At 66.9% G+C, this 19,639-nt stretch carries 25 protein-coding genes; 5 read left to right on the top strand and 20 right to left on the bottom strand.

Annotated elements, in window-relative coordinates; translation table 11 throughout:
- Positions 1–10 precede the first annotated feature (10 nt).
- The 10 genes from CMO28_RS19055 to CMO28_RS19100 all read right to left on the bottom strand — a co-directional run bounded on the left by CMO28_RS19055 (position 11) and on the right by CMO28_RS19100 (position 9,234).
- Positions 11–1,363, bottom strand: a complete 1,353-nt coding sequence (locus CMO28_RS19055; RefSeq protein WP_296715853.1) for an MmgE/PrpD family protein — start codon at positions 1,361–1,363, stop codon at positions 11–13.
- 31 nt (positions 1,364–1,394) lie between these two features.
- A complete protein-coding gene (locus CMO28_RS19060; RefSeq protein ID WP_296715854.1) occupies positions 1,395–2,672 on the bottom strand; it encodes a TRAP transporter large permease in 1,278 nt (425 codons plus the stop codon).
- Positions 2,669–3,175 (bottom strand): TRAP transporter small permease, encoded by a 507-nt coding sequence (locus CMO28_RS19065; protein WP_296715855.1) that lies wholly within the window; start codon positions 3,173–3,175, stop codon positions 2,669–2,671. The genes CMO28_RS19060 and CMO28_RS19065 overlap by 4 nt, the downstream gene beginning before the upstream one ends.
- A 61-nt stretch (positions 3,176–3,236) precedes the next feature.
- Positions 3,237–4,262: a TRAP transporter substrate-binding protein DctP gene (dctP, locus tag CMO28_RS19070; RefSeq protein WP_296715856.1), complete on the bottom strand. Its 1,026-nt coding sequence runs from the start codon at positions 4,260–4,262 to the stop codon at positions 3,237–3,239.
- Positions 4,263–4,624: 362 nt separating this feature from the next.
- A complete protein-coding gene (locus CMO28_RS19075) occupies positions 4,625–6,250 on the bottom strand; it encodes a GMC family oxidoreductase (protein ID WP_296715857.1) in 1,626 nt (541 codons plus the stop codon).
- Between the two features lie 216 nt (positions 6,251–6,466).
- Complete coding sequence (locus CMO28_RS19080) at positions 6,467–6,595, bottom strand: hypothetical protein (protein ID WP_296715858.1); 129 nt, start codon at positions 6,593–6,595, stop codon at positions 6,467–6,469.
- A 33-nt stretch (positions 6,596–6,628) separates the two neighbouring features.
- The gene (locus tag CMO28_RS19085; protein WP_296715859.1) at positions 6,629–8,140 is read right to left on the bottom strand and encodes an acetyl-CoA hydrolase/transferase family protein; all 1,512 of its coding nucleotides are present in this window, start codon (positions 8,138–8,140) and stop codon (positions 6,629–6,631) included.
- A gap of 92 nt (positions 8,141–8,232) precedes the next feature.
- Entirely contained in the window at positions 8,233–8,754 is a 522-nt protein-coding gene (locus tag CMO28_RS19090) for a CinA family protein (RefSeq protein WP_296715860.1), read from the bottom strand.
- Positions 8,755–8,761: 7 nt separating this feature from the next.
- Positions 8,762–9,028, bottom strand: coding sequence for a hypothetical protein (locus tag CMO28_RS19095; RefSeq protein WP_296715861.1), 267 nt, complete (start codon positions 9,026–9,028; stop codon positions 8,762–8,764).
- Between the two features lie 14 nt (positions 9,029–9,042).
- Complete coding sequence (locus tag CMO28_RS19100) at positions 9,043–9,234, bottom strand: DUF3008 family protein (RefSeq protein WP_062763167.1); 192 nt, start codon at positions 9,232–9,234, stop codon at positions 9,043–9,045.
- Between the two features lie 107 nt (positions 9,235–9,341).
- Here CMO28_RS19100 and CMO28_RS19105 point away from each other — a divergent pair, with 107 nt between their 5' ends.
- The gene (locus tag CMO28_RS19105) at positions 9,342–10,373 is read left to right on the top strand and encodes a hypothetical protein (protein ID WP_296715862.1); all 1,032 of its coding nucleotides are present in this window, start codon (positions 9,342–9,344) and stop codon (positions 10,371–10,373) included.
- A 71-nt stretch (positions 10,374–10,444) separates the two neighbouring features.
- Here CMO28_RS19105 and CMO28_RS19110 read toward each other — a convergent pair whose 3' ends face one another.
- The 10 genes from CMO28_RS19110 to CMO28_RS19155 form a co-directional block, all read right to left on the bottom strand.
- On the bottom strand, positions 10,445–10,588 hold the full coding sequence (locus CMO28_RS19110) for a hypothetical protein (RefSeq protein ID WP_296715863.1): 144 nt from the start codon (positions 10,586–10,588) through the stop codon (positions 10,445–10,447).
- 92 nt (positions 10,589–10,680) lie between these two features.
- Entirely contained in the window at positions 10,681–12,036 is a 1,356-nt protein-coding gene (locus CMO28_RS19115; protein WP_296715864.1) for an MBOAT family O-acyltransferase, read from the bottom strand.
- 16 nt (positions 12,037–12,052) lie between these two features.
- Positions 12,053–13,012 (bottom strand): SGNH/GDSL hydrolase family protein, encoded by a 960-nt coding sequence (locus CMO28_RS19120; protein WP_296715865.1) that lies wholly within the window; start codon positions 13,010–13,012, stop codon positions 12,053–12,055.
- Between the two features lie 47 nt (positions 13,013–13,059).
- On the bottom strand, positions 13,060–13,206 hold the full coding sequence (locus CMO28_RS19125) for a hypothetical protein (protein WP_296715866.1): 147 nt from the start codon (positions 13,204–13,206) through the stop codon (positions 13,060–13,062).
- 45 nt (positions 13,207–13,251) lie between these two features.
- The gene (locus tag CMO28_RS19130; RefSeq protein ID WP_296715867.1) at positions 13,252–13,404 is read right to left on the bottom strand and encodes a DUF5989 family protein; all 153 of its coding nucleotides are present in this window, start codon (positions 13,402–13,404) and stop codon (positions 13,252–13,254) included.
- Between the two features lie 54 nt (positions 13,405–13,458).
- Complete coding sequence (locus tag CMO28_RS19135; RefSeq protein ID WP_296715868.1) at positions 13,459–13,590, bottom strand: hypothetical protein; 132 nt, start codon at positions 13,588–13,590, stop codon at positions 13,459–13,461.
- A 290-nt stretch (positions 13,591–13,880) separates the two neighbouring features.
- Positions 13,881–14,033: a DUF5989 family protein gene (locus tag CMO28_RS19140; RefSeq protein WP_296715869.1), complete on the bottom strand. Its 153-nt coding sequence runs from the start codon at positions 14,031–14,033 to the stop codon at positions 13,881–13,883.
- Between the two features lie 50 nt (positions 14,034–14,083).
- Entirely contained in the window at positions 14,084–14,290 is a 207-nt protein-coding gene (locus tag CMO28_RS19145; protein WP_296715870.1) for a hypothetical protein, read from the bottom strand.
- Between the two features lie 86 nt (positions 14,291–14,376).
- Complete coding sequence (locus tag CMO28_RS19150; protein WP_296715871.1) at positions 14,377–14,598, bottom strand: hypothetical protein; 222 nt, start codon at positions 14,596–14,598, stop codon at positions 14,377–14,379.
- 71 nt (positions 14,599–14,669) lie between these two features.
- Positions 14,670–14,813, bottom strand: a complete 144-nt coding sequence (locus CMO28_RS19155; protein WP_296715872.1) for a hypothetical protein — start codon at positions 14,811–14,813, stop codon at positions 14,670–14,672.
- A gap of 249 nt (positions 14,814–15,062) precedes the next feature.
- Between CMO28_RS19155 and CMO28_RS19160 the strand changes: the two genes are divergently transcribed.
- The 4 genes from CMO28_RS19160 to CMO28_RS19175 all read left to right on the top strand — a co-directional run bounded on the left by CMO28_RS19160 (position 15,063) and on the right by CMO28_RS19175 (position 19,549).
- The gene (locus CMO28_RS19160; RefSeq protein WP_296715873.1) at positions 15,063–15,854 is read left to right on the top strand and encodes a FadR/GntR family transcriptional regulator; all 792 of its coding nucleotides are present in this window, start codon (positions 15,063–15,065) and stop codon (positions 15,852–15,854) included.
- Positions 15,855–16,037: 183 nt separating this feature from the next.
- Positions 16,038–17,258: an ABC transporter substrate-binding protein gene (locus tag CMO28_RS19165; RefSeq protein WP_296715874.1), complete on the top strand. Its 1,221-nt coding sequence runs from the start codon at positions 16,038–16,040 to the stop codon at positions 17,256–17,258.
- A 407-nt stretch (positions 17,259–17,665) separates the two neighbouring features.
- The gene (locus tag CMO28_RS19170) at positions 17,666–18,526 is read left to right on the top strand and encodes a branched-chain amino acid ABC transporter permease (protein ID WP_296715875.1); all 861 of its coding nucleotides are present in this window, start codon (positions 17,666–17,668) and stop codon (positions 18,524–18,526) included.
- A 3-nt stretch (positions 18,527–18,529) separates the two neighbouring features.
- Positions 18,530–19,549 (top strand): branched-chain amino acid ABC transporter permease, encoded by a 1,020-nt coding sequence (locus CMO28_RS19175; protein WP_296715876.1) that lies wholly within the window; start codon positions 18,530–18,532, stop codon positions 19,547–19,549.
- The last annotated feature ends 90 nt before the right edge of the window (positions 19,550–19,639 follow it).

Below are 19,639 nucleotides of genomic sequence, written 5' to 3' on the forward strand. Positions count from 1 at the left end.
TTGGAGCAAGTCAGGACGCGGTCAGAAGCCTGGCCAGGGGGCCGAGATCGGTGCAGGCATCCAGTTCACGCACGCGGCCCAGCACCTCGCGGCTGCGGGCCTCGCCCAGCACCGGCCGGGCAAGGCCGAGGAATTTCGCGGACAGCCGCTGCCATTGCCGGTCGAGATCGGCCGCCGGCACGCCGACATCGAAAGCGGCGCGGCAGGTGGCGCCATCGGCAAGCTCGACCTCGATTTCGGAAAGCGTGCTGCTCGGCGCCGTGCGGGGCTCGACCGTCACCGCATCGCGCAGCCGGACGAGATCGGGCCGGGCGGCGGGCGCATCGGCAAACAGCGCCTCGCGCGCGGTGTCCTCGCCGGCAAGGGCAAGTGCCGCGGTCATACGCAGCGAGAATTTCATCTCCAGCCCCGTCGCCGGGGCCGGAATGTTGCAGACCCTCAGATGGCCGGGATCGACGCGGACCGTCACCCGCCGCACCGTATCGGGATCGATCCGACCCAGGCTGTGCACCGCCTCGATCGCCGAATGGGTCAGGTAGCAGGCGGCGTGATATTTGAAGAGCGTGTCGCGGATCATGAAACCCGGCGCGGGGGCAAGCGCCGCCGCGGGGTTCAGCCCGTCGGACTGGGTGTCGCCGAAGCCCTGGGACGCACCCAGAATGTCGGGATGGCTGGTGAAGCCGCGGGCGGCGAGACGCGCCGCCGTCAGCCCGTTGGCCGCCGCGCGCCCGGCATGGAGCGGCTTGCTCATGGTGCCGAACACCGCCTTCAGCCCGGCGGCCTGGGTGCCGGCGATGCCGAAGCCATGGGCGATGCGGTGCTCGTCCAGCCCCAGCAGCAGGGCCGAGGCCGCCATCGCGCCGAAGCTGCCGACCGTGCCGGTGGCATGCCAGCCGCGGGCATAATGCGACGGCCCCATCAGCAGGCCTGTCCGGCAGGCGATCTCAAAACCGCCGACGATCGCGCGGATCAGGGCGCCGCCGTCCCGGCCCTCTGCCAGCGCCAGGGCCCAGGCAGCCGGGATCACTGCCACACTCGGATGACCCTGCATCGCCAGATGGACATCGTCGTAATCCAGCGCATGGGACATGGCGCCGGTGACGGTCACCGCCTGGGTCAGCGGCAGGGTCTCGGGCCGGCCGGGCAGCGGCAGATGGCCGCCACCGCCCTCCTCCCGTGCCGTCTCGACCAGAATGTCGACCAGCGGCTCATGCCGGCCGGCCAGCGATACACCGATCCAGTCGAGCAGGCATTGCCGGGCAACGGTCGCCGCCTCCTCGTCGATCGCCGCAGTGCCGAGCCCGGCCAGCAGGCGGGTAAACGCTCCGGTGATGCCACCGGCACCGTCGATCGCGGTCATCATCTCGTCTCCTCGACAGGCAATGGGATGGAACTCAGCCGCCATAGACCAGGTTCGGCAGCCAGAGCGACAGGGCGGGCACATAGGTGATCAGCGCCAGATAGACCGCGAACAGGGCGATGAACGGCCAGATGCCGCGGATCACTTCGCCGATCGGCACTTTAGAAATACTGGAGAGGACGTAGAGATTGAGCCCGACCGGCGGGGTCAGCAGCGCGATTTCCATGTTCACCACGATCACGATCGCGAAATGGATCGGGTCGATGCCCAGCGCCGTGACCACCGGCATCAGGATCGGCACCGCGATCAGGATGATCGAGGCCACCTCCAGGAACATGCCCAGCACCAGCAGCAGCAGGTTGATGGCCAGCAGGAACTGCCAGGCCGAGAGGTCGTTGCGGGTGACGAAATCCACCACCGCCGCCGGCACGCCGCTTTCCGTCACCCAATGACCAAAGGCGAGCGCCATGGCGATGATCACCATGATGCTGGCGGCAGACCTGACCGCATGACCCATCACCGCCGGCGCCTGAGCAAGGGTGAAGCCGCGATAGACAGTCATGCCCACCAGCATCGCCACCAGCGCCGCCAGCACCGCCGCTTCGGTGACGGTGACGAAGCCGCCATAGATGCCGACTGCCACGATCACCGGCACCGCGAAGGCCGGCAGGGCCTTCAGGTTGACCCGGGCGAATTCCGCCCGACTCATCCGCGGCTCGGGCGGGTAGCCCTTGCGGCGGGCCGTCCAGATCACGAACAGGATCAGCATCACCGCCTGAAGCACACCCGGCACCACACCGGCCAGGAACAGTCGCGGCACCGATTCCTCGGCGATGATCGCGAACAGGATCAGCGGCAGGCTGGGCGGGATCAGGATGCCGAGCGTGCCGCCGGTGCCGATCAGCGCGGTGGAGAACGAGGCCGGATAGCCGCGCTGGATCATCGCCGGCACCAGGATCGTGCCCATGGCGAGCGCCGTCGCCACGCTCGATCCGGCAATCGCCGCGAAGATCGTGCAGCCGGCCACCGCCACCACGCCCAGGCCGCCGGGCAGGCGCCCCATCCAGGCGGCGGAGACGTCGATCAGGGCGCGGGCGATGCCGCCGCGCTGCATGAACACCGCCGCCATGCCGAAAAAGGGCAGCGCCATCAGCAGCTCGGAATTCAGCTCGTCCAGCACTTTCTGGGCAAGCAGCAGCAGGGATGCACCATCGGCCGCCAGCAGCACCGCGGCGGTCAGCCCCAGCACCACGAAGATCGGCATGCCGGTGCCGAGGAAAACGAAGAACAGTCCGAACAGGGCCTGGCTCACAGATGGCCTCCCCCGTCCAGCACGTCCTGTCCGACGATGGATCCGGTGACGAGGCCTGCAAGGCGGGCGAGATAGCGCAGCGCCATCAGCGCCGCCCCCACCGGCAGGGCCAGGTAGTAGATCCACATCGGAAACTGCAATTCGCTGAGGCTGGTCTCGCCGATATCCCAGGCGTCGAACACGATCCGGCCGCCGAACCAGACCAGCAGGCCGCAGAGGGTGAGCGCCGCGAGCGTGTTGAAGCCTTCCACCACGCGCTGCGTGCGCGGCGGCAGCAGGCGCAGCACCAGATCGGCACGGACATGGGCATTGCTCGCCACCAGCCCGCTGAAGCTCAGGCACGATGCCCAGATGATCAGGTAGATGACCACCTCGTCGATCCAGTGGGTCGATGCGGGCGGGTAGAGATAGCGGCTGAGCAGTTGCCAGGTCGCAAGCAGCAGCGCGATGGTCGCGACGAGCCCGACCAGCTCGTGTTCCACGAGCTTCAGAACGCGGTTCAAGGGCGCCTCCGGGCTGACGGTCGTCTCTCGGTGCGGATGCGGGGGCGAGAGGGGAAGACCGTCAGTCGGGCGGCAGGGTGTCCCGGACCAGCGTCACGAAATCGGCCGGAATGCCGATCGATTTCGCGATCTCGTCCTGCGCCTGCATCATCTGCCGGCGGATGTCGGCGCGTTCTTCAGGGGTGGGGGTGATGAACACCACGCCCTGGCGCTTCGCCTCTTCGCCCGCCTCTTCCTGGGCGGCAAGGGCGGCGGCGCGTTCCTCGGTCGCGACATCGTCCCACAGCCGGGTCATCAGCTGCTGCTGATCGGGGGTCAGCGTCTTCCAGAAGCCGCCGGCCACCATCGGGATGTACTGGCCGAAGGTCTGGTAGTCCTCGAAGACGTATTTGAGCCCGGATTCCCAAAGCTTGGCGCTTTTCACACTCTCGTTGGTGGTAATCAGCCCGTCGAAATTGCCCCGCGACATCGCCAGCGGCACATCGGGCCAGGGCACCAGGACCGGGGTGGCTCCCAGATATTCCAGCCGCGCCGACAGTCCGGCACCGCCGGGGAAGCGCACCTTGGCGCCCTTCATATCGGCATAGGTCTCGACCTTGCGGCTGGCGAAATAGGTATGGCTGGCGCCGAGGTCGAACCACTTGCCCAGCACCTTGACGTCCAGCTTCTCCTCAAGCCCTTCGGAAATCAGCCGGCCGGGCTCGCCGTCGGAAATGGCGTGATAGTCGTCAGGCCCGCGGCCATAGAGCATCGGCAGGGTCGCGGTGTCGAAGCGGCGCTCGAACCCGCCCAGCACCCAGGTACCGGGCACGGCCATCTCGACACTGCCCTGACGCAGGGCCTTGGCGACATTCACATCCTTGAACAACTGGCCGCTGTGATAGACCGTGGCGTTGAGCGTGCCGCCGGACTGGTCTTTCAGCCGCTCGGCGAATTCCTGCACCCAGACCGTGCGGACATGGGTAGGCGAGGTGTCGAGCGAGATCCGGAAGTCGACGGTGTCCGCCGCATATGCGGCCCCCATGGCAACCGTCCAGGCGAGCACGGCGCCGGCACCGGCCGCTCCCCAGCGTGAAAACGTCATCATTTCCTCCTGGCATGACCGCGCCGTGAACCGGCGTCTGGTACCGATGCGGATCGCATCCCGTCATGGGTGCTCCACATGCACAGGCATGATCTCCCCCTGCCCGGCCGTTGGCGCGACCGGGGTGATATACGTCGTATTTTCAGGGAGATGCCTGCCAGTGACGCATCGCTGCGGCACCCGCATCGTTCAGAAAGAACTGTAGGCGCCGCCATGCCGGGGCGTCCAGATGTTCATCGTGGATGTGAAGACGGTATCATATACGTGATGGAATGGCGGGCGGACGAAACGCAACGCCCCGCCGCGGCATGCGCCGGGGGCGGGTCGTAAGGACAGTCGGTCGGTCTCGGGTCAGAGGCGGTGGATCACACCCCGGCGCGGATCCACTCCGCCGCCTTCTCGGCCATCATCAGGGTCGGCGAATTGGTGTTGCCGCTGGTGATGGTCGGCATGGCGCCGGCATCGACCACGCGCAGGCCACGCATGCCGCGAACCTGGAAATGCGGGTCCAGCACGGCGTCCGGGTCGTCGGCCCGGCCCATGCGGGTGGTGCCGACCGGGTGGAAGATGGTCGAGGCGATGTCGCCGGCCAGCTTCGCCAGCTGCTCGTCGGTCTGGTACTGCACGCCCGGCTTCCATTCTTCCGGCTGGAAGCGCGCCAGCGCCGCCTGGCCGCAGATCCGGCGGGTGACGCGCAGGGAATCCGCCGCCACCTTGCGGTCCTCTTCGGTCGACAGATAATTGGGCGCGATCAGCGGTGCATCCTCGAACCGGCCGCTGCGGATGGTGACCGAGCCGCGGCTGCTGGGGTTCAGGTTGCAGACGCTGGCGGTGAAGGCGTCGAAGTTGTGCAGCGGCTCGCCGAAGGCATCCAGGCTGAGCGGCTGAACGTGGAACTGGATGTTGGCGGCGTTCTTCTCAGGGGACGAGCGGGTGAAGGCACCCAGCTGCGAGGGCGCCATGCTCATCGGCCCGGTACGCTTCAGCGCGTATTCAAGCCCGATGCTGGCCTTGCCGATCAGATTGCCGGCAATGGTGTTGAGCGTGCGCGTGCCCTTCACCTTGAACACCGACCGGATCTGCAGATGGTCCTGCAGATTGGCGCCGACGCCGGGCAGATCATGCACCACCTCGATCCCGTGGCGGGCAAGCAGGGCAGCGGGGCCGATGCCCGAAAGCTGCAGGATCTGGGGCGAGCCGATGGCGCCCGACGACAGCACCACCTCGGATTTCGCCATCACGGTCTTGCGCTGGCCATCCTGAACCAGCTCCACCCCGGTGCAGCGCAGATGGCCGTCGGCATCGCGGCCGGTCAGCAGGCGGGCGACCTGGGCCTTGGTCCAGACCGTCAGATTGGGCCGGTTCAGCGCCGGGCGCAGGAAGGCCTTGGCGGCGTTCCAGCGCCAGCCATTGCGCTGGTTGACCTCGAAATAGCCGACGCCTTCATTGTCGCCGCGATTGAAATCGCCGGTCGCCGGCAGCCCGGCCTGCACCGCCGCTTCCGCCCAGGCGTCCAGAATGTCCCAGCGCAGGCGCTGGCGTTCCACCCGCCATTCGCCGCCATGGCCGTGCAGATCGTCGCCGCCCTTGTGGTGATCCTCGTGGCGCTTGAAATAGGGCAGCACCTGATCCCAGTCCCAGGCGTCCTCGCCGGTGATTTCCGACCACTGGCGATAGTCGCGGGCCTGGCCGCGCATATAGATCATGCCGTTGATGCTGGAACAGCCGCCCAGCACCTTGCCGCGCGGATAGCGCAGCACCCGGCCGTTCAGCCCGGCATCCGGCTCGGTCTGGAAGCACCAGTCGGTGCGCTTGTTGCCGATGCAGTACAGATAGCCGACCGGCACATGGATCCAGATATAGTCGTCCTTGCCGCCGGCCTCGATCAGCAGCACGCGGCGGCCGGGATCGGCGCTCAACCGGTTGGCGAGCAGGCAGCCGGCCGTTCCGGCACCGACGATGATCGTGTCGAAGGCGGGGGGGGTGGTCATGCGTTTCTTTCCGGCCTGGCGTTCTTAAGGGCGTGTCACTCCTGACCCAGGAATAGTCCCCCCGGGCATGGTTTTCCAGATGAGTATTGCAACATCCGGACCCTGCAAAGCCGCACAGCGATCGCGAAACATGCGCGTGAGGCCGCTTCCACGCACGAAAACGCCCGGATGCGGGCGGGCATCCGGGCGTTTGAAAACCGTCGGAAAGACAGGAGGTCAGGACAGGCCCAGACTGCCATCGCCGACAGCACCGGTAGAGTTGGCGGTATCCGCCGCCAACATCACCTCAAGAACCGGCCGCTGCCAGACGGGCTGTTGCACACCCTCGTCAACGCGCTCACTCATGATGCATTCCCCTCTTGATATTTAAGCCTCATGTCATCTTTTACCAGAGGATGACAGCGGGGTCAGCAAACGGAAGGCCTCGTCCAGCAGATGCGGCGTGTGCTGGCCGGCGGCGCCGGCCCGCGCGCGGGCGAAATAATCGTTCAGCGCCGGGCGGAAGCCGGGATGGGCGCAGTTGTCGATGATCACCCGCGCCCGCTGCTTGGGCGACAGGCCGCGCAGATCCGCCAGCCCCTGTTCGGTGACGATCACCTGCACATCGTGTTCGGTATGGTCGACATGGGTCGCCATCGGCACGATCGCCGACAGCGTGCCGCCCTTGGCCGTGGACGGGGTCATGAAGATCGACAGATAGCCGTTGCGGGCGAAATCGCCCGAGCCGCCGATGCCGTTCATGATCCGGGTGCCGCGGATATGGGTGGAGTTGACGTTGCCGTAGATGTCGGCCTCGATCATGCCGTTCATGGCGATCACGCCCAGCCGGCGGATGACCTCGGGGTGGTTGGAGATTTCCTGCGGGCGCAGCACGACATGTTTTTTCAGCGCCTCGGCCTCGTCGTTGAAGATCCGGGTCGCCTCGGGGCTGAGCGACAGGCCGGTGGCCGAGGCCAGGGTCATCCTGCCCGAGCGGATCAGCTCCAGCATGCCGTCCTGCAGGACCTCGGTATAGGCGGTCAGCCCCTCGAAGGGGCCCGATCCCAGCCCGGCCATCACGGCATTGGCGACATTGCCCACGCCCGATTGCAGCGGCAGCAGCCCGCGCGGCAGGCGGCCGCGGGCGATCTCGTGCTCGAAGAATTCCAGGATATGGCCGGCGATCGCCTGCGAGGTGGCATCGGGCGGAGAGAAGGCGGTGTTGCGGTCGGGACCGTGGGTTTCCACCACCGCCACCACCTTGGCCGGATCCACCGAGAACACCGGCTGGCCGATCCGGTCGCCGGCGGCCAGGATCGGGATCGGCGTGCGGTGCGGCGGCAGACGGGTGCCGTAATAGATGTCGTGCATGCCCCGCAGGGCGGGGTTCTGCCAGGCATTGACCTCGATGATCACCTTGTCGGCCAGGTCGATCCAGGTCTTGTTGTTGCCGATGGAGGTCGACGGCACCAGCGTGCCGTCCTCAAGAATTTCCGTCACCTCGATGACGGCCACGTCCAGCTTGCCCAGAAAGCCGAACCAGACGAACTGGGCCACATGGCTCAGATGGATGTCGATATACTCCATCCGCCCGCTATTGATCTCTTCCCGGCAGACCGGGTCGGACTGATAGGGCAGGCGCAGCTCGATGCCCCTGGCCTTCGCCAGTGCGCCGTCCAGCTCGGGCGCGGTGGACGCACCGGTCCAGACCCCGATCTTGAACGGCCGGCCGGCGGCATGCTCGGCCTCGATCCGCCGCGCCAGGGCCTGCGGCACCGCCTTGGGATAGCCGGAGCCGGTGAAGCCGCTCATGCCGACATTGGCGCCGGGCGGCACCAGCGCCGCGGCATCATCGGCCGACATGATCTTGGATCGGAACGCGGCGGCGCGGATGGTCTGCTCAGTGCTCACGGGTACTGTCCGTCTGCGGTTGGGGCGAATTCCGCAGAACGGTATATCACCCGGGGGGGCCCGGCAACCACTGCATCCCGGGCCCCTGGTCGTTATGCCGCAGGCGCCCCGTCCAGCCGGGCCGTCATCAGCTCCAGCACCACGTCCAACGCCCCCAGCCGCACCGCGCCGCGGCTGCCGTCCTGGAAGCGGGCAACCCGGTGCAGGGTCGGGCGGCCGTGCATGGCCACGGCGACATGGACCAGCCCGGGTTCGTCCCCCGGGCCCCCCGGGCCGGCAAAGCCGGTGACGGCGATCGCCATCCCGGCGATCGACCGGGCCAGCGCGCCCTCGGCCATGGCCCGGGCCACCGGTTCCGACACCGGGCCGGGCCCGTCGAGCAGCAGCTGCGATATGCCCAGGATCTCGCGCTTGGCCTCGGGGCTGTAGACCACGAAGCCGCGCTCGAACACGTGCGCGCAACCAGGGACATCGGTCAATACCGATGCGATCAACCCTCCGGTGCAGCTCTCGGCGGTGGCGAGCCGGTATCCGCGCGCGCAGATCCGGCCCATCACCTCGTTGATCCGCCGGTCCAGCCCGGCCGGCAAAGCGGGGGAGAGTGTGTCGGTCATGGCGCCGTCACCTCTGGTCCCCATCTCTCTGGCCCCCGCCGCGGCCTTCCCCGACATCCCGCGTCCGGCGGTTGGCCTCGTGGTCCTGATACTGGTCGGTCTGGGTGGCCTTGCCGTCGAAGCCGCGGGTCTTCGCACCCTGGGCCTTGTCGCGGTTCGACAGCACCTCGTTGTCGCCCATCTCCACATCCCGGGGCAGGTCGGTCATGGCGCCTGCACCACTGCCCTTGCCCTGGGATCCGATGCCGATGTGCTTCTTGCTCGCATTGGCCATGATGATCTGGTCCCTCAATCCGATTTCGAGGCGTGCTCGGGCTTGCCCTTGCGCGAGCTGGAGGCCATGTCGTGCAGCTCCGTCTCGCTCATCGATTTCGCCATCGATTTCGACGCGCCCTGAAGATCGCTCATCTTCGTCTCGCCGCGCTTGGCGGACAGCGCCGCACCGGCGGCTTTCTGCTGGGCCTTGGATTTGGCGGGCATGGGCCGGCTCCTTTATCGAAGACTGTGCCCCCTTAACCATCGACGGCGGGATTTGCTCCCGCTATTCATGGGGGCCAGCTGCCCTCCCCGACCGGATCGATTCCCGCATGAAAAAGCTCGCCACCCTGATCTTCGGGCTGTTTCTGCTCGTGGCCCTGATCGACGGCGTGCTCGATATCGGGCTGGGCCTGGCCTACGGGCTGCGGGGCCGGATGGTCGAGACGGCACGCAATGCCGACCCTTACGCCGGGCTGCGGGCGGATTACGAGGCGCGGAAGCAGGACCTGCCGATCCGCTATGTTCCGGGCATCGGCGACGTCTTTCAGCCGGGCACGGTTCCCGGCTTCACCATCGGTGCCGGCGGGGAGCGGCTGCATAGCCATGTCACGGCGCCGGACAAGGCCGCGCGCCATGTTCTGCTGCTCGGCGCCTCTCAGGCCTTCGGATCGTTGAACCAGGACGAGGCCAGCCTGGCGGCGGCACTGGAACGCGCGATGCCCGGCACGGTGGTGCGCAATTTCGCAAGCCCCGGCCAGCGGCTGCCCGGCAACACCATGGTTCTGGAGCAGCGCATCGCAGCGGGTGACCGGATCGATCAGGTGCTGATCGTCAACGGCACGCTGGACCTGATCATGTACTGCCTGCCGCCGTCATATCCGGTACCCCGCCCCCGGCCGGTCCTGGCCGAAATCGCCGCCCGGCTGAGCGGCAGGGCATCAGAAGGTCCGGCGGCCGTGACCGACGACGCCTGCACCACGCCCGAAGGCCAGGCCGCGGTGCTCAACCGGCTGATGGCCGATATGGACGAAGTGCTGTCGGCGGCACGGCGCCACAACCTGCCGGCCATACTGGCGATCGTGCCCATGCCCTATGTCGCCGATGCCGGTGACGGCACATTCGCAGATCTGGCGCAGTTTCAGCGCTATCGCCGGGTCATCGATCCGCTGATCGCCGGCCTGCGGGCGCGGATTGCGGATATCGACGGGATCGTCGATCTGACCCGGGATTTCGGCACCGGCCGGCCCGGCATGTTCATCGACCTCTACGGCCACTTCACCGATGCCGGCAACCAGGCCCTGGCCCCCCTGCTCGCCGGGGCGCTGAACCGGCAGCTGCCGCCCGCGCCCCGTCCCGACTGATCGGGACCGTCAGGGCCGTGCGCTGACCGGGGCCACCGCAAGCAGCCCGACGCACGGCCCGCCGCCGCTGGTCAGGACAGGCCGGCACCACCATCCGCAGTGCTATAGATGCCGATTGCAGTCTCACTCGCCGGCATCACCTCCAGCACAGGCCGCGACCAGACACCGCCCGGCCGCCGGCCGGCGGCGACGTCTTCATTCATCTGCGTGTCCATTTTCATGCATCTCCGTTTGGGCACCGGACGGCATGTCCGACGCGTGGCTGCCGCCAATGACAGATCATGAGCATACTTCTGTGCACGGATCATCAGAAGTCGAAATAGAAAAACGCCTGCGGCCGGCCGGCCGCGATCATCGCGCAGCCGGCGACAAGGACCAGGATCACCGGCAAGGCCAGCGCCGCCGGCACCCGGGCGGTCGCGCTGCGGATGCGGTCGATCGTGTCCAGCGGGTGCAGGGCCAGGGTCACCAGGATCAGCCCGGCCAGCAGCGGGGCATCCGCCGGCAGCATGCCCGGCCCATGTGCGCCGAAGCCGCCCGCGATCACCGATGCAGCGACCTCCAGCGTCGGCGCCCGGAAGAAGGTGGTGACCACCGCCCAGGTCAGGAAGGTCGCCAGGATGAACCCCGCCCGCGCCAGGCCGCGGGACTGGCGCGCCCGCACGGCATGGCCGGTCAGGGCCTCTGCCATCATGATCGTGCCGTGGATCAGCCCCCAGACCACGAAAGTCCAGGCGGCCCCATGCCACAGCCCCGACACCGCCATGGTGCCGAGGATGGCGAGCACCCGCCCCAGCGGCTCGCGCAGGGATTTATAAACATAATCCCGCAACCAGAAGCTGAGGGTCATATGCCAGCGCTGCCAGACGTCGGTCATGGAGGTTGCGGCATAGGGTTTGTGGAAATTCTCGGGGAACGCCACCCCGAACATGCCGGCCAGCCCGATCGCCATATCGGAATAGGCGCTGAAATCGCAATAGATCTGGACCGCGAAGCCCAGCATCACGAACCAGGCCTCGATGATGCCCAACTGCCCCGGCCGGGTGATCACCCCGTCGATCCACAGCCCGATCGGGTCGGCGATCAGCACCTTCTTCATCATGCCGATGGCGAACAGCCCGGCATTCGCCGTGAACGCCGCCCGATCGATCCGGATGTTCGACAGCCGCGGCACCATCTTGTGCAGGCGCAGGATCGGCCCGGCGATCAGATGCGGGAAGAAGGTGACATAGACCGCAACGATGCCGAAGCGCGGGAAGGGGCGTTTGGGGTGGTGGGCGGTATCGACCAGCAGGCTGATCACCGAAAAGGTGACGAAAGACACGCCCAGCGGCAGGCCCCAACCCAGATGCGGCAGGCCGGCGCCGGTCAGCTCTTCCAGCGTCGTCATCACGAAATCGGTGTATTTGAACAGCAGCAGCGGCAGCAGCACCGTCACCACCACCGCCGGCAACAGCCGCGGATGCGCCCTGACCAGCCGCCCGCCGATCCACGCCGCCGCCACATAGCCCAGGATCAGCGCGGTATAGGGGGGGTACCACCAGGCATAGAAGACCAGGCTGGCCAGGAAGACATAGGCCAACACCAGCCGCCGGGGGCAGAGCGCCAGCCCGGCCGCGAAGGCCGCAAGAAAGACGAAGAAGCTGGGCAGCTGGAACAGCATCGGGCCTGGCCGGGTTTCACGAGGCCGGCGCGGCGAGCAGCGGCGCCAGCCGGTCGGCGATCCGGGCATAGGCCGCGGCATTGGGATGGATGTCGCCGGGCATGGTCCAGAAATCCGCCGCCGTCTCGCCCGCGAACAGCGGATAAAGATCGACGAAGTCCCAGCCATGGGCCGCGGCTTCGCGCCCCGTGATCCCGGTCACGAAGCCGAAGGCGTAGTCGCGGAAATCATTGGTGTCGGGCATCTGGGCCACGATCACCCGGATGCCGTCGGCCCGGGTTTCGGCGGCCAGCCGGTCGAAGGCCCGTGCTATGCGCGCCTGCCCCTCGGGGCCGGTCCAGGCGGTGCGATAGGCGGCGACCATCCCGTCGCGGCCGGCGGCGCCGCTGGTCGCCTGGGCCCAGAAGGTCGCGATCAGCGCCGCCAGCTCGCTGTGGCGCACCAGCCAGCCGGCATCACCCGCGGGCTGCGGCAGCCCGGCGCGCGACGAGGGCAGCAGCACCAGTGTCCGCACCGGAAAGGCGTCGCCGATCCGCCGGCGGATCTCCAGCCAGTGGGCCACGATCTGCGGCACGGTCATGTTGCCGACGCCGGCATTCACCACCTGAACATCGTCGCCCAGCCGGCGGGCAAGCTGGCCGGCCAGCGTGCCGCTTTCCGCCACGCCCCAGCCCAGCGTCATGCTGTCACCCGCCAGCACCACGGCCGGGCGGCCGGGCACCGGTTCCGGCCCGCGCAGCCCCAGGGAATTGATCGAGACCTCGACGCCCTGCAGGCGCGCGGACGCGCCCGGCACATGTTCATGGCCGATGGCGGGGTCGTCGCTCGGGCGCTTCAGCAGCTTTGCATAGCGCCACATCTCGATGACGTAGTTGTTCTGATTGGCGGTGCCGAGCCGCACCAGCCCTTCCCCGGCCAGGCAGCCGAGACCGATGCCGACCAGCACCAGCACCAGGGCACGCACCACGCGACGCATCGACGCACCCCGGTCAGACGGCGATGTTCAGGTCAAAGGCGTGCGGATCAGGACAGGCCGGAGAGGTCCGCGATGCCACTCACATTCTCTGCCGTCTCATCCAGCGCCAGCATGCCGAGCACGGGCCGGACCCACATCTTGCGGGCCTCGTCGGTCGCCATCGGCGCGGTCTTCTGCATGTCCATGTCCTGCATATGTCTCAACTCCGGGTCCGATTGGTTTTCGACAGGGATGCCGGATCAGAACACGGCATACAGGAAAGGCGACCAGGCGGTTCCCTGGGTGGCGACAAGAACCACCGCAAACCCCAGCAGCACCAGCACGAAGGGGATCAGCACCAGCCGCAGGCGCGGCGAGAACAGAAGCCGCAGCACCTCCATCAGGCTGCCCATGCAGGCGGTCTCCCGATCAGCCCGACATCTTTCCCGATGAATCGGGAACGGAGATCAGGACTGGCCGGAACTGTCAGGCACCGTGCCGGCACCGAGCGCGGTCTCGTCGACCGACAGCACCTCAAGCTCGGGCCGGCTCCAGACACCACGAACTGAAGCGGCGGTCGTCACGGGCTTGGCGTTCATCTGCATCATCTCGCTCCAGTATGACGGCGACAGATCGGCGACACATGCCGGCCGCCCTTCTTCGGTCATACCGCATCAGGCACTGATCAGCAACCACAGGCTCACGTTCATTTACCTGCAGCTGCGCTCCCTCAGGTGGAGAGGCCAGGACCGGCTGGTCCAGGTGCCGGCTGACTCCCCTCGACCGGTTCAGGAATTTGGATCGTAGCCATCGGCGTGGTCTTCTGCATGTCGATGTCCTGCCTATGTCTCAACTCCGGGTCCGATTGGTTTCCGACAGGGATGCCGGTTCAGAACACGGCATACATGAAAGATGACCATTCGGTTCCCTGGGCGGCGACAAGAACCACCGCAAACCCCGGCAGCACCAGCACGAAGGGGATCAGCACCAGCCGCATGCGCGGCAAGAACAGAAGCCGCAACACCTGGATCAGGCTGCCCATGCGGGCGATCCCCCGATCAGCCCTGCTTCTCTCCCCATCGAGAGCGGAGATCAGGAGATGGTCTGGCCGTAGCCGTCATTCACCGTCCCGGCACCGACCGCAGTCTCGTCCATCGACACCACCTGAAAGTCGGGCCGGATCCAGACACGACGGACTGAAGCGGCGGTCGTCACGGGCGTGGCGTTCATCTGCATCATCTCGCTCCAGTATGACGGCGACAGATCGACGACACATGACGGCCGATCTTCTTCGGTCATACCGCATCAGGCGAAGACCAGCAACCACAGGCTTACGTTCATTTACTTGCAGCTGCGCTCTCTCAGGTGGAGATGTCAGGAACAGATCAGGACAGGCTGTAGTAGTCCGATATGTTGGTCCCGCTGATCGCCGTGTCGTTCAGCGACAGGATGTCGAACACAGGCCGCCTCCAGCGCTTGTGCCGGCGGCTGATCCCGTCATGCCCGACCGCCCCCCCGGGGGCGGGCTTTTGCCTGTCGATATCCTGCATCTGTCGGCCGAGTTGTGCCCAGGCGGCCGGAAAGGCCGCCTGAAAGACTTCAACCATAGCAGGTAAAATGCTTCAGACACCAGATTTATGCGCGAGGGCGCCGCATCCGCACCGCGCCGGTCGCGACGTCAGGACCGGGCGCCGCCATCCGACACGACGCCGGCATTCACGGCGGTTTCTTCGTACAGAACCACGGTCAGCACGGGCCGCGCCCAGCCGGTACCGGCGGCCGGATGGAAGCGACGACGATCGCGTTCGACTTTATCCCGCATGACAGATGCTTCCTCTGGTTGTTTCGGGCGTGACGGGAACCGGCGGCCCCCGTTCACATGCGCCGGATCCTTCCCGTTATACCAGAGCATTCGAGAGTCAAAAACCACAGGATCACGTTATAAACCTGCGATCGTCTTCGCCAGGGCAACACCGCGCCGTCACGCCCGGCTGCGCGCGCCGCTTGACAGGGCCCGTCTGCGCGGCGCCTAATTATCATAATAAATAGGATCGATGCGGAGACGGGGCATATGGCTGAAGGGCGATCGGCAGGCGGCAGGCGTGGCGCCCCCACACGGCGGCGCCCCAAGCTGTCGGAGCTGATCGTCGAGGATGTGAAGCGCAGGATCGTCACCGAGCAGCTGAAACCGGGCGACCGGCTGCCCGGCGAGGCGGAGCTGATCCGGCTGCATGGCTGTTCCAAGGGCACGGTGCGCGAGGCGCTGAAAGGACTTGAGGTCGAGGGGCTGGTGGTCAGCCGCACGGGCCCCGGCGGCGGCGCCTGGCTGGCCCGGCCGACCCATGAACACGCCTCGCGGGCGCTGCGCAATTTCCTGCAATTCCGCCATCCCGACGGCCACCAGATCTACGCCCTGCGCAAGCTGATCGAGCCCGAGGTCGCGGTGCTGGCGGTGGGCCGGCTCGGCCCCGCCGATTTCGAGGTGCTGGAAGCCAATATCGCCCTCTGCGCCCATGAACCGGTGACCGAAGAGGAACAGCGCGTTCAGCGCATCGCCGAGATCGATTTCCACAACGTGCTCGCCGATGTCTGCCCGAACCCGATCTTCGGCTTTCTGGGCCGGTTCCTGAACGAGCTGCTGCGCGACGTGGTCGTGCTGAAAAAGGTCTATCTGCCCGAACGCCGGCAGTTCGGCCTGAACAATGTCGACTATCACCGCCGGCTGATCGAGGCCTTCCGCCGCGAGGATGCGGCAGAGGTCCGCCGGCTGATGCTGGACCATATGTGCGACGCCGAAGATCACCTCGATGCGCTCGAGGCCGAGGTCGCGCGCCGCTTCCTGCTGGAACCCGGATCGGGCTGAACCCGGCCGGGTTTTCAAACGACGACCAGCTGCCGCACCGGCAGCCCGCGCCGGGAGAGCGCGTGGCGGCATGTCAGAATCAGAACCGGGCGGCACCGGAGGATGACCCGAGGAATCCCCGTATTCCGATCGAAAAGGGTCCGAGGGGCGGATCACACGCCCCGGACGTGACATGGAGGCTCGATGACGATGATCACCACCACCCGCCGCACGCTGCTGAAGGGCGGCCTTGCCGCCGGCACGCTGCTCGCCGCCCCCGCCATCATCCAGAGGCGCGCATTCGCCGCCGATGCGGTCACCATCCACGGCGTCAAATCGCTGTCGGGCGCCTTTGCCAGCTATGGCAAATTCGCCGATATGGGATCGAAGCTCGCCATCCAGGATTACGGCGAGCTGCTGGGCGCCCCCGTCGCCTATAAGGCGATCGATACCGAAGGCAATGCCGGCAAGGCGGTGCGCAAGGTGCAGGAAGCCATCCAGCAGGACGGCGCCCGCTTCTTCAACGGCTGCACGCTGTCGTCTTCGGCGCTCGCCGTCGGCAAAGAGGTCGACAAGGCCGGCGGCGTGTTCATGACCCCGGCCGGTGCCGACGAGCTGACCGGCACCGACTGCAATGCCGGCACCTTCCGCTGGTCGGTGCCGACTTTCGGCGCCATCGAACAGACCGTCCGGCCGCTGATCGAGCGGATGCCGAACGCGAAGCGCTGGTACACCATCACGCCCCAATACGTCTTCGGCGAGGCGCTGCTGGCCAATGCCAAGCGCATCTTCGAAGAGAAGGGCATCGAGCATGTCGGCAACAGCTATCATTCGCTGCAGGAACAGGAATTCTCGGGCTATCTGACCAATGCCATGGGGGCGGCGCCCGATGTGCTGCTGATCCTGAATTTCGGCGGCCAGTCGTCCAACGCGCTGCGCCAGGCGGTGAATTTCGGCCTGAAGAGCCAGATGACCATCCTGCTCGCCTGGTCGGCCGGTCTCGACCAGTATCAGGAGCTGGGCTCGGACGTGATCGAGGGTGTGTATCTGGGCGCCCAGTACTGGCACCAGGTCGACAGCCCGATGAACAGGAAGCTGGTCGCCCGGGTGCGCGAGGCCTATGGCATCACCGCCAACTATCCGCTGGCGGCCGATTATATCGGCACGAAGGTGATCCTGGACGCCATCGCCAAGGCCGGCTCCGCCGACGGCGCCGCGGTCCGCGCCGCCCTTTCGGGCATGACCTTCGACGGCCCCACCGGTTCTGAAACCGTGCGCGCCGCCGACCATCAGGTGATCAAGGATTATTACCTGCTGAAGGGCAAGCCCGCCTCCGCCAAGACCGACGAGGATGATCTGGCCGAGCTGATCTCGTCGGGCAAGTCGTTCCCCGAGGGGGATAAGATCGCCTGCAAGATGGCCTGACCGGCAGGCCGCCCCTGCGGATGGGGGCGGACAGGCAGGGCGGCAGGAAGGTGGATCCCCGCCTCCGCGGGGATGACAGTCGTCTTCTTTCGGAAAGGTGCGCCGCCGATCCCGCAGCGGCGGGCTATGGCACGCGCCAGGCCGGATCCTCTCGACGAAAGACAAACCCGCCATCCCCGCGAAAGGGCGGCAGGAAGGTGGATCCCCGCCTCCGCGGGGATGACAGTCGTCTTCTTTCAGAAAGGTGCGCCGCCGATCCCGCAGCGGCGGGCTATGGCACGCGCCAGGCCGGATCCTCTCGACGAAAGACAAACCCGTCATCCCCGCGAAGGCGGGGATCCACCTTCCACGCCCCTCCCCCCTCGACACCCAACCGAACGGCACCAGCTGTCGGAGACCGGTCACCCATGCTCAACGTCTACCTCTTCCAGATCCTGAACGGTCTGGGGTTGGGGATGATCTATTTCCTCACCTCCGTGGGGCTCACGATCATCTTCGGCCTGCTCAACTTCGTGAACTTCGCCCATGGCGCCTTCTTCCTGGTCGGCTCCTATCTCTGCTTCACGGTCGTGGCCGCCACCGGCAATTTCTGGGCGGCGCTGGTCGCCGGCCCGCTGATCGCCGGCGCCATCGCCTGGGTCACCGAACGGGTGCTGGTGCGCCGGGTCTATCACCTGCCGCACACCTTCCAGATCCTGATCACGCTGGGCATCGCGCTGATCATCCAGGAAAGCGCGATCATGATCTGGGGTCCGGTCGGCAAGTCGGTGCCGCCGCCCGAGATGCTGAAGGGCGTGGTCCGCTTCGGCAATTTCGCCTATCCGGAATACCGGCTGTTCATGATCGCCTTCGCGGCCCTGGTCGGCTTCGCCCTCTGGCTGCTGCTTGAACGCACCACCTTCGGCGCCAAGGTGCGCGCGGGCAGCGAGAACCCGGAACAGGTGGCCCTGCTCGGCACCAACATCTACCGGCTGTTCTCGGCCACCTTCGCGCTGGGTGTGGCGCTGGCCGGGCTTGCGGGCGTGCTCTCCGCACCCCTGCGCGGCGCCCATCCCTTCGTGGGCACCGAAGTGCTCGGCATCGCCTTCGTCACCGTGGTGATCGGCGGCATGGGCTCGTTCGGCGGCGCGCTGATCGGCGGGCTGCTGGTCGGACTGGTGCAAAGCCTGATGACCAGCATCTGGCCCCAGGGTGCCAGCCTGATGATCTACGGCGCCATGGCCGCGGTCATCCTGCTCCGCCCCTATGGCCTGTTCGGAAGGGCGTGAGCCATGCAGACGACCCGCTCTCCCGCCCCCTCCTCCGGCACCTCCTCGTCCGGCACCTCCTCCTCTCTCTTCGGCGGCATCACGCTGGCGGCACTCGCCGCCCTTATCGCCCTGCCGCTGATCCTGCCGTCTGCGACGCTCGCGACCGAGATCGTGATCTTCGCCATGGCGGCGCTCGCCTGCAATCTGCTGCTCGGCTATACCGGCCTGCTCTCCTTCGGCCAGGCGATCTTCTTCGGCATCGGCGCCTATCTGTCGTCGCTGGTGATGATCCATCTGGGCGCCGGGCTGATCATCGCGCTGGTGGTGGCCGCCATCGCCGGTGCCCTTGCCGCCGCTCTGGTCGGCGCGCTCGCGATCCGGCGGACCGGCATCTATTTCGTGATGCTGACGCTGGCCTTCACCCAGCTCGCCTATTTCATCGCCTATACCGCCGCCGACTGGACCGGCGGCGATAACGGCCTGCTGGACGTGCCGCGGCCGCCGCTGGCGCTGGGCGGGATGGTCATCGCCGATCTGGAACCGGCGGTCTCGTACTACATCTTCGTCGCCGCCCTGTTCCTGCTGCTGTTCGTGGCCGCGCGCCGGATCATCGGCTCGCCCTTCGGCAGCACCCTGGTCGCGATCCGCGAAAACCCCGACCGGGCGGCCGCGGTCGGCTACGACACCCGCCAGTTCAAGATCCTGGCCTTCACGCTTTCGGGCGCCATCACCGGCATCGCCGGCGCGCTCTACGCCATGCTCCTGCATTTCGCGCCGCTCTCGAACATCGAGCTGCCGATGTCGGAAAACATCCTGATCATGACCATCATCGGCGGCACCGGCTCTCTGCTCGGCTCGCTGCTGGGCTCGACCGCGATCGTGCTGCTGGGCGACTGGCTGTCGGCCATCTGGCCGCGCTGGCTGATGCTGCTCGGCATCGCGCTGATCGGCGTGGTGATCTTCATGCGCGGCGGTCTCTGGGGCGGTATCGAAGGCGTGGTCGCAAAACTGCGCGAGCGGCGCGGAGGGCCCGAGGCATGAGATACCGTCACGCTGAGCAAGCGCTTTTTTCAGTCGGCGAGCTTTGGCACGAAGGGTTTTCGAGCCTTGGCGACGGCGTAGACGGCGACG

This window comes from Tistrella sp., assembly GCF_002684955.1.
Classification (GTDB): domain Bacteria; phylum Pseudomonadota; class Alphaproteobacteria; order Tistrellales; family Tistrellaceae; genus Tistrella; species Tistrella mobilis.

Coding starts and splice junctions, on each gene's coding strand:
- CMO28_RS19055 (WP_296715853.1), bottom strand. CDS start 1,363: ATGATGACCGCGATCGACGGTGCCGGTGGCATCACCGGAGCGTTTACC.
- dctP (WP_296715856.1), bottom strand. CDS start 4,262: ATGATGACGTTTTCACGCTGGGGAGCGGCCGGTGCCGGCGCCGTGCTC.
- CMO28_RS19075 (WP_296715857.1), bottom strand. CDS start 6,250: ATGACCACCCCCCCCGCCTTCGACACGATCATCGTCGGTGCCGGAACG.
- CMO28_RS19080 (WP_296715858.1), bottom strand. CDS start 6,595: ATGAGTGAGCGCGTTGACGAGGGTGTGCAACAGCCCGTCTGGCAGCGG.
- CMO28_RS19090 (WP_296715860.1), bottom strand. CDS start 8,754: ATGACCGACACACTCTCCCCCGCTTTGCCGGCCGGGCTGGACCGGCGG.
- CMO28_RS19095 (WP_296715861.1), bottom strand. CDS start 9,028: ATGGCCAATGCGAGCAAGAAGCACATCGGCATCGGATCCCAGGGCAAG.
- CMO28_RS19100 (WP_062763167.1), bottom strand. CDS start 9,234: ATGCCCGCCAAATCCAAGGCCCAGCAGAAAGCCGCCGGTGCGGCGCTG.
- CMO28_RS19105 (WP_296715862.1), top strand. CDS start 9,342: ATGAAAAAGCTCGCCACCCTGATCTTCGGGCTGTTTCTGCTCGTGGCC.
- CMO28_RS19110 (WP_296715863.1), bottom strand. CDS start 10,588: ATGGACACGCAGATGAATGAAGACGTCGCCGCCGGCCGGCGGCCGGGC.
- CMO28_RS19115 (WP_296715864.1), bottom strand. CDS start 12,036: ATGCTGTTCCAGCTGCCCAGCTTCTTCGTCTTTCTTGCGGCCTTCGCG.
- CMO28_RS19120 (WP_296715865.1), bottom strand. CDS start 13,012: ATGCGTCGCGTGGTGCGTGCCCTGGTGCTGGTGCTGGTCGGCATCGGT.
- CMO28_RS19125 (WP_296715866.1), bottom strand. CDS start 13,206: ATGCAGGACATGGACATGCAGAAGACCGCGCCGATGGCGACCGACGAG.
- CMO28_RS19130 (WP_296715867.1), bottom strand. CDS start 13,404: ATGGGCAGCCTGATGGAGGTGCTGCGGCTTCTGTTCTCGCCGCGCCTG.
- CMO28_RS19135 (WP_296715868.1), bottom strand. CDS start 13,590: ATGAACGCCAAGCCCGTGACGACCGCCGCTTCAGTTCGTGGTGTCTGG.
- CMO28_RS19140 (WP_296715869.1), bottom strand. CDS start 14,033: ATGGGCAGCCTGATCCAGGTGTTGCGGCTTCTGTTCTTGCCGCGCATG.
- CMO28_RS19145 (WP_296715870.1), bottom strand. CDS start 14,290: ATGACCGAAGAAGATCGGCCGTCATGTGTCGTCGATCTGTCGCCGTCA.
- CMO28_RS19150 (WP_296715871.1), bottom strand. CDS start 14,598: ATGGTTGAAGTCTTTCAGGCGGCCTTTCCGGCCGCCTGGGCACAACTC.
- CMO28_RS19155 (WP_296715872.1), bottom strand. CDS start 14,813: ATGCGGGATAAAGTCGAACGCGATCGTCGTCGCTTCCATCCGGCCGCC.
- CMO28_RS19160 (WP_296715873.1), top strand. CDS start 15,063: ATGGCTGAAGGGCGATCGGCAGGCGGCAGGCGTGGCGCCCCCACACGG.
- CMO28_RS19165 (WP_296715874.1), top strand. CDS start 16,038: ATGACGATGATCACCACCACCCGCCGCACGCTGCTGAAGGGCGGCCTT.
- CMO28_RS19170 (WP_296715875.1), top strand. CDS start 17,666: ATGCTCAACGTCTACCTCTTCCAGATCCTGAACGGTCTGGGGTTGGGG.
- CMO28_RS19175 (WP_296715876.1), top strand. CDS start 18,530: ATGCAGACGACCCGCTCTCCCGCCCCCTCCTCCGGCACCTCCTCGTCC.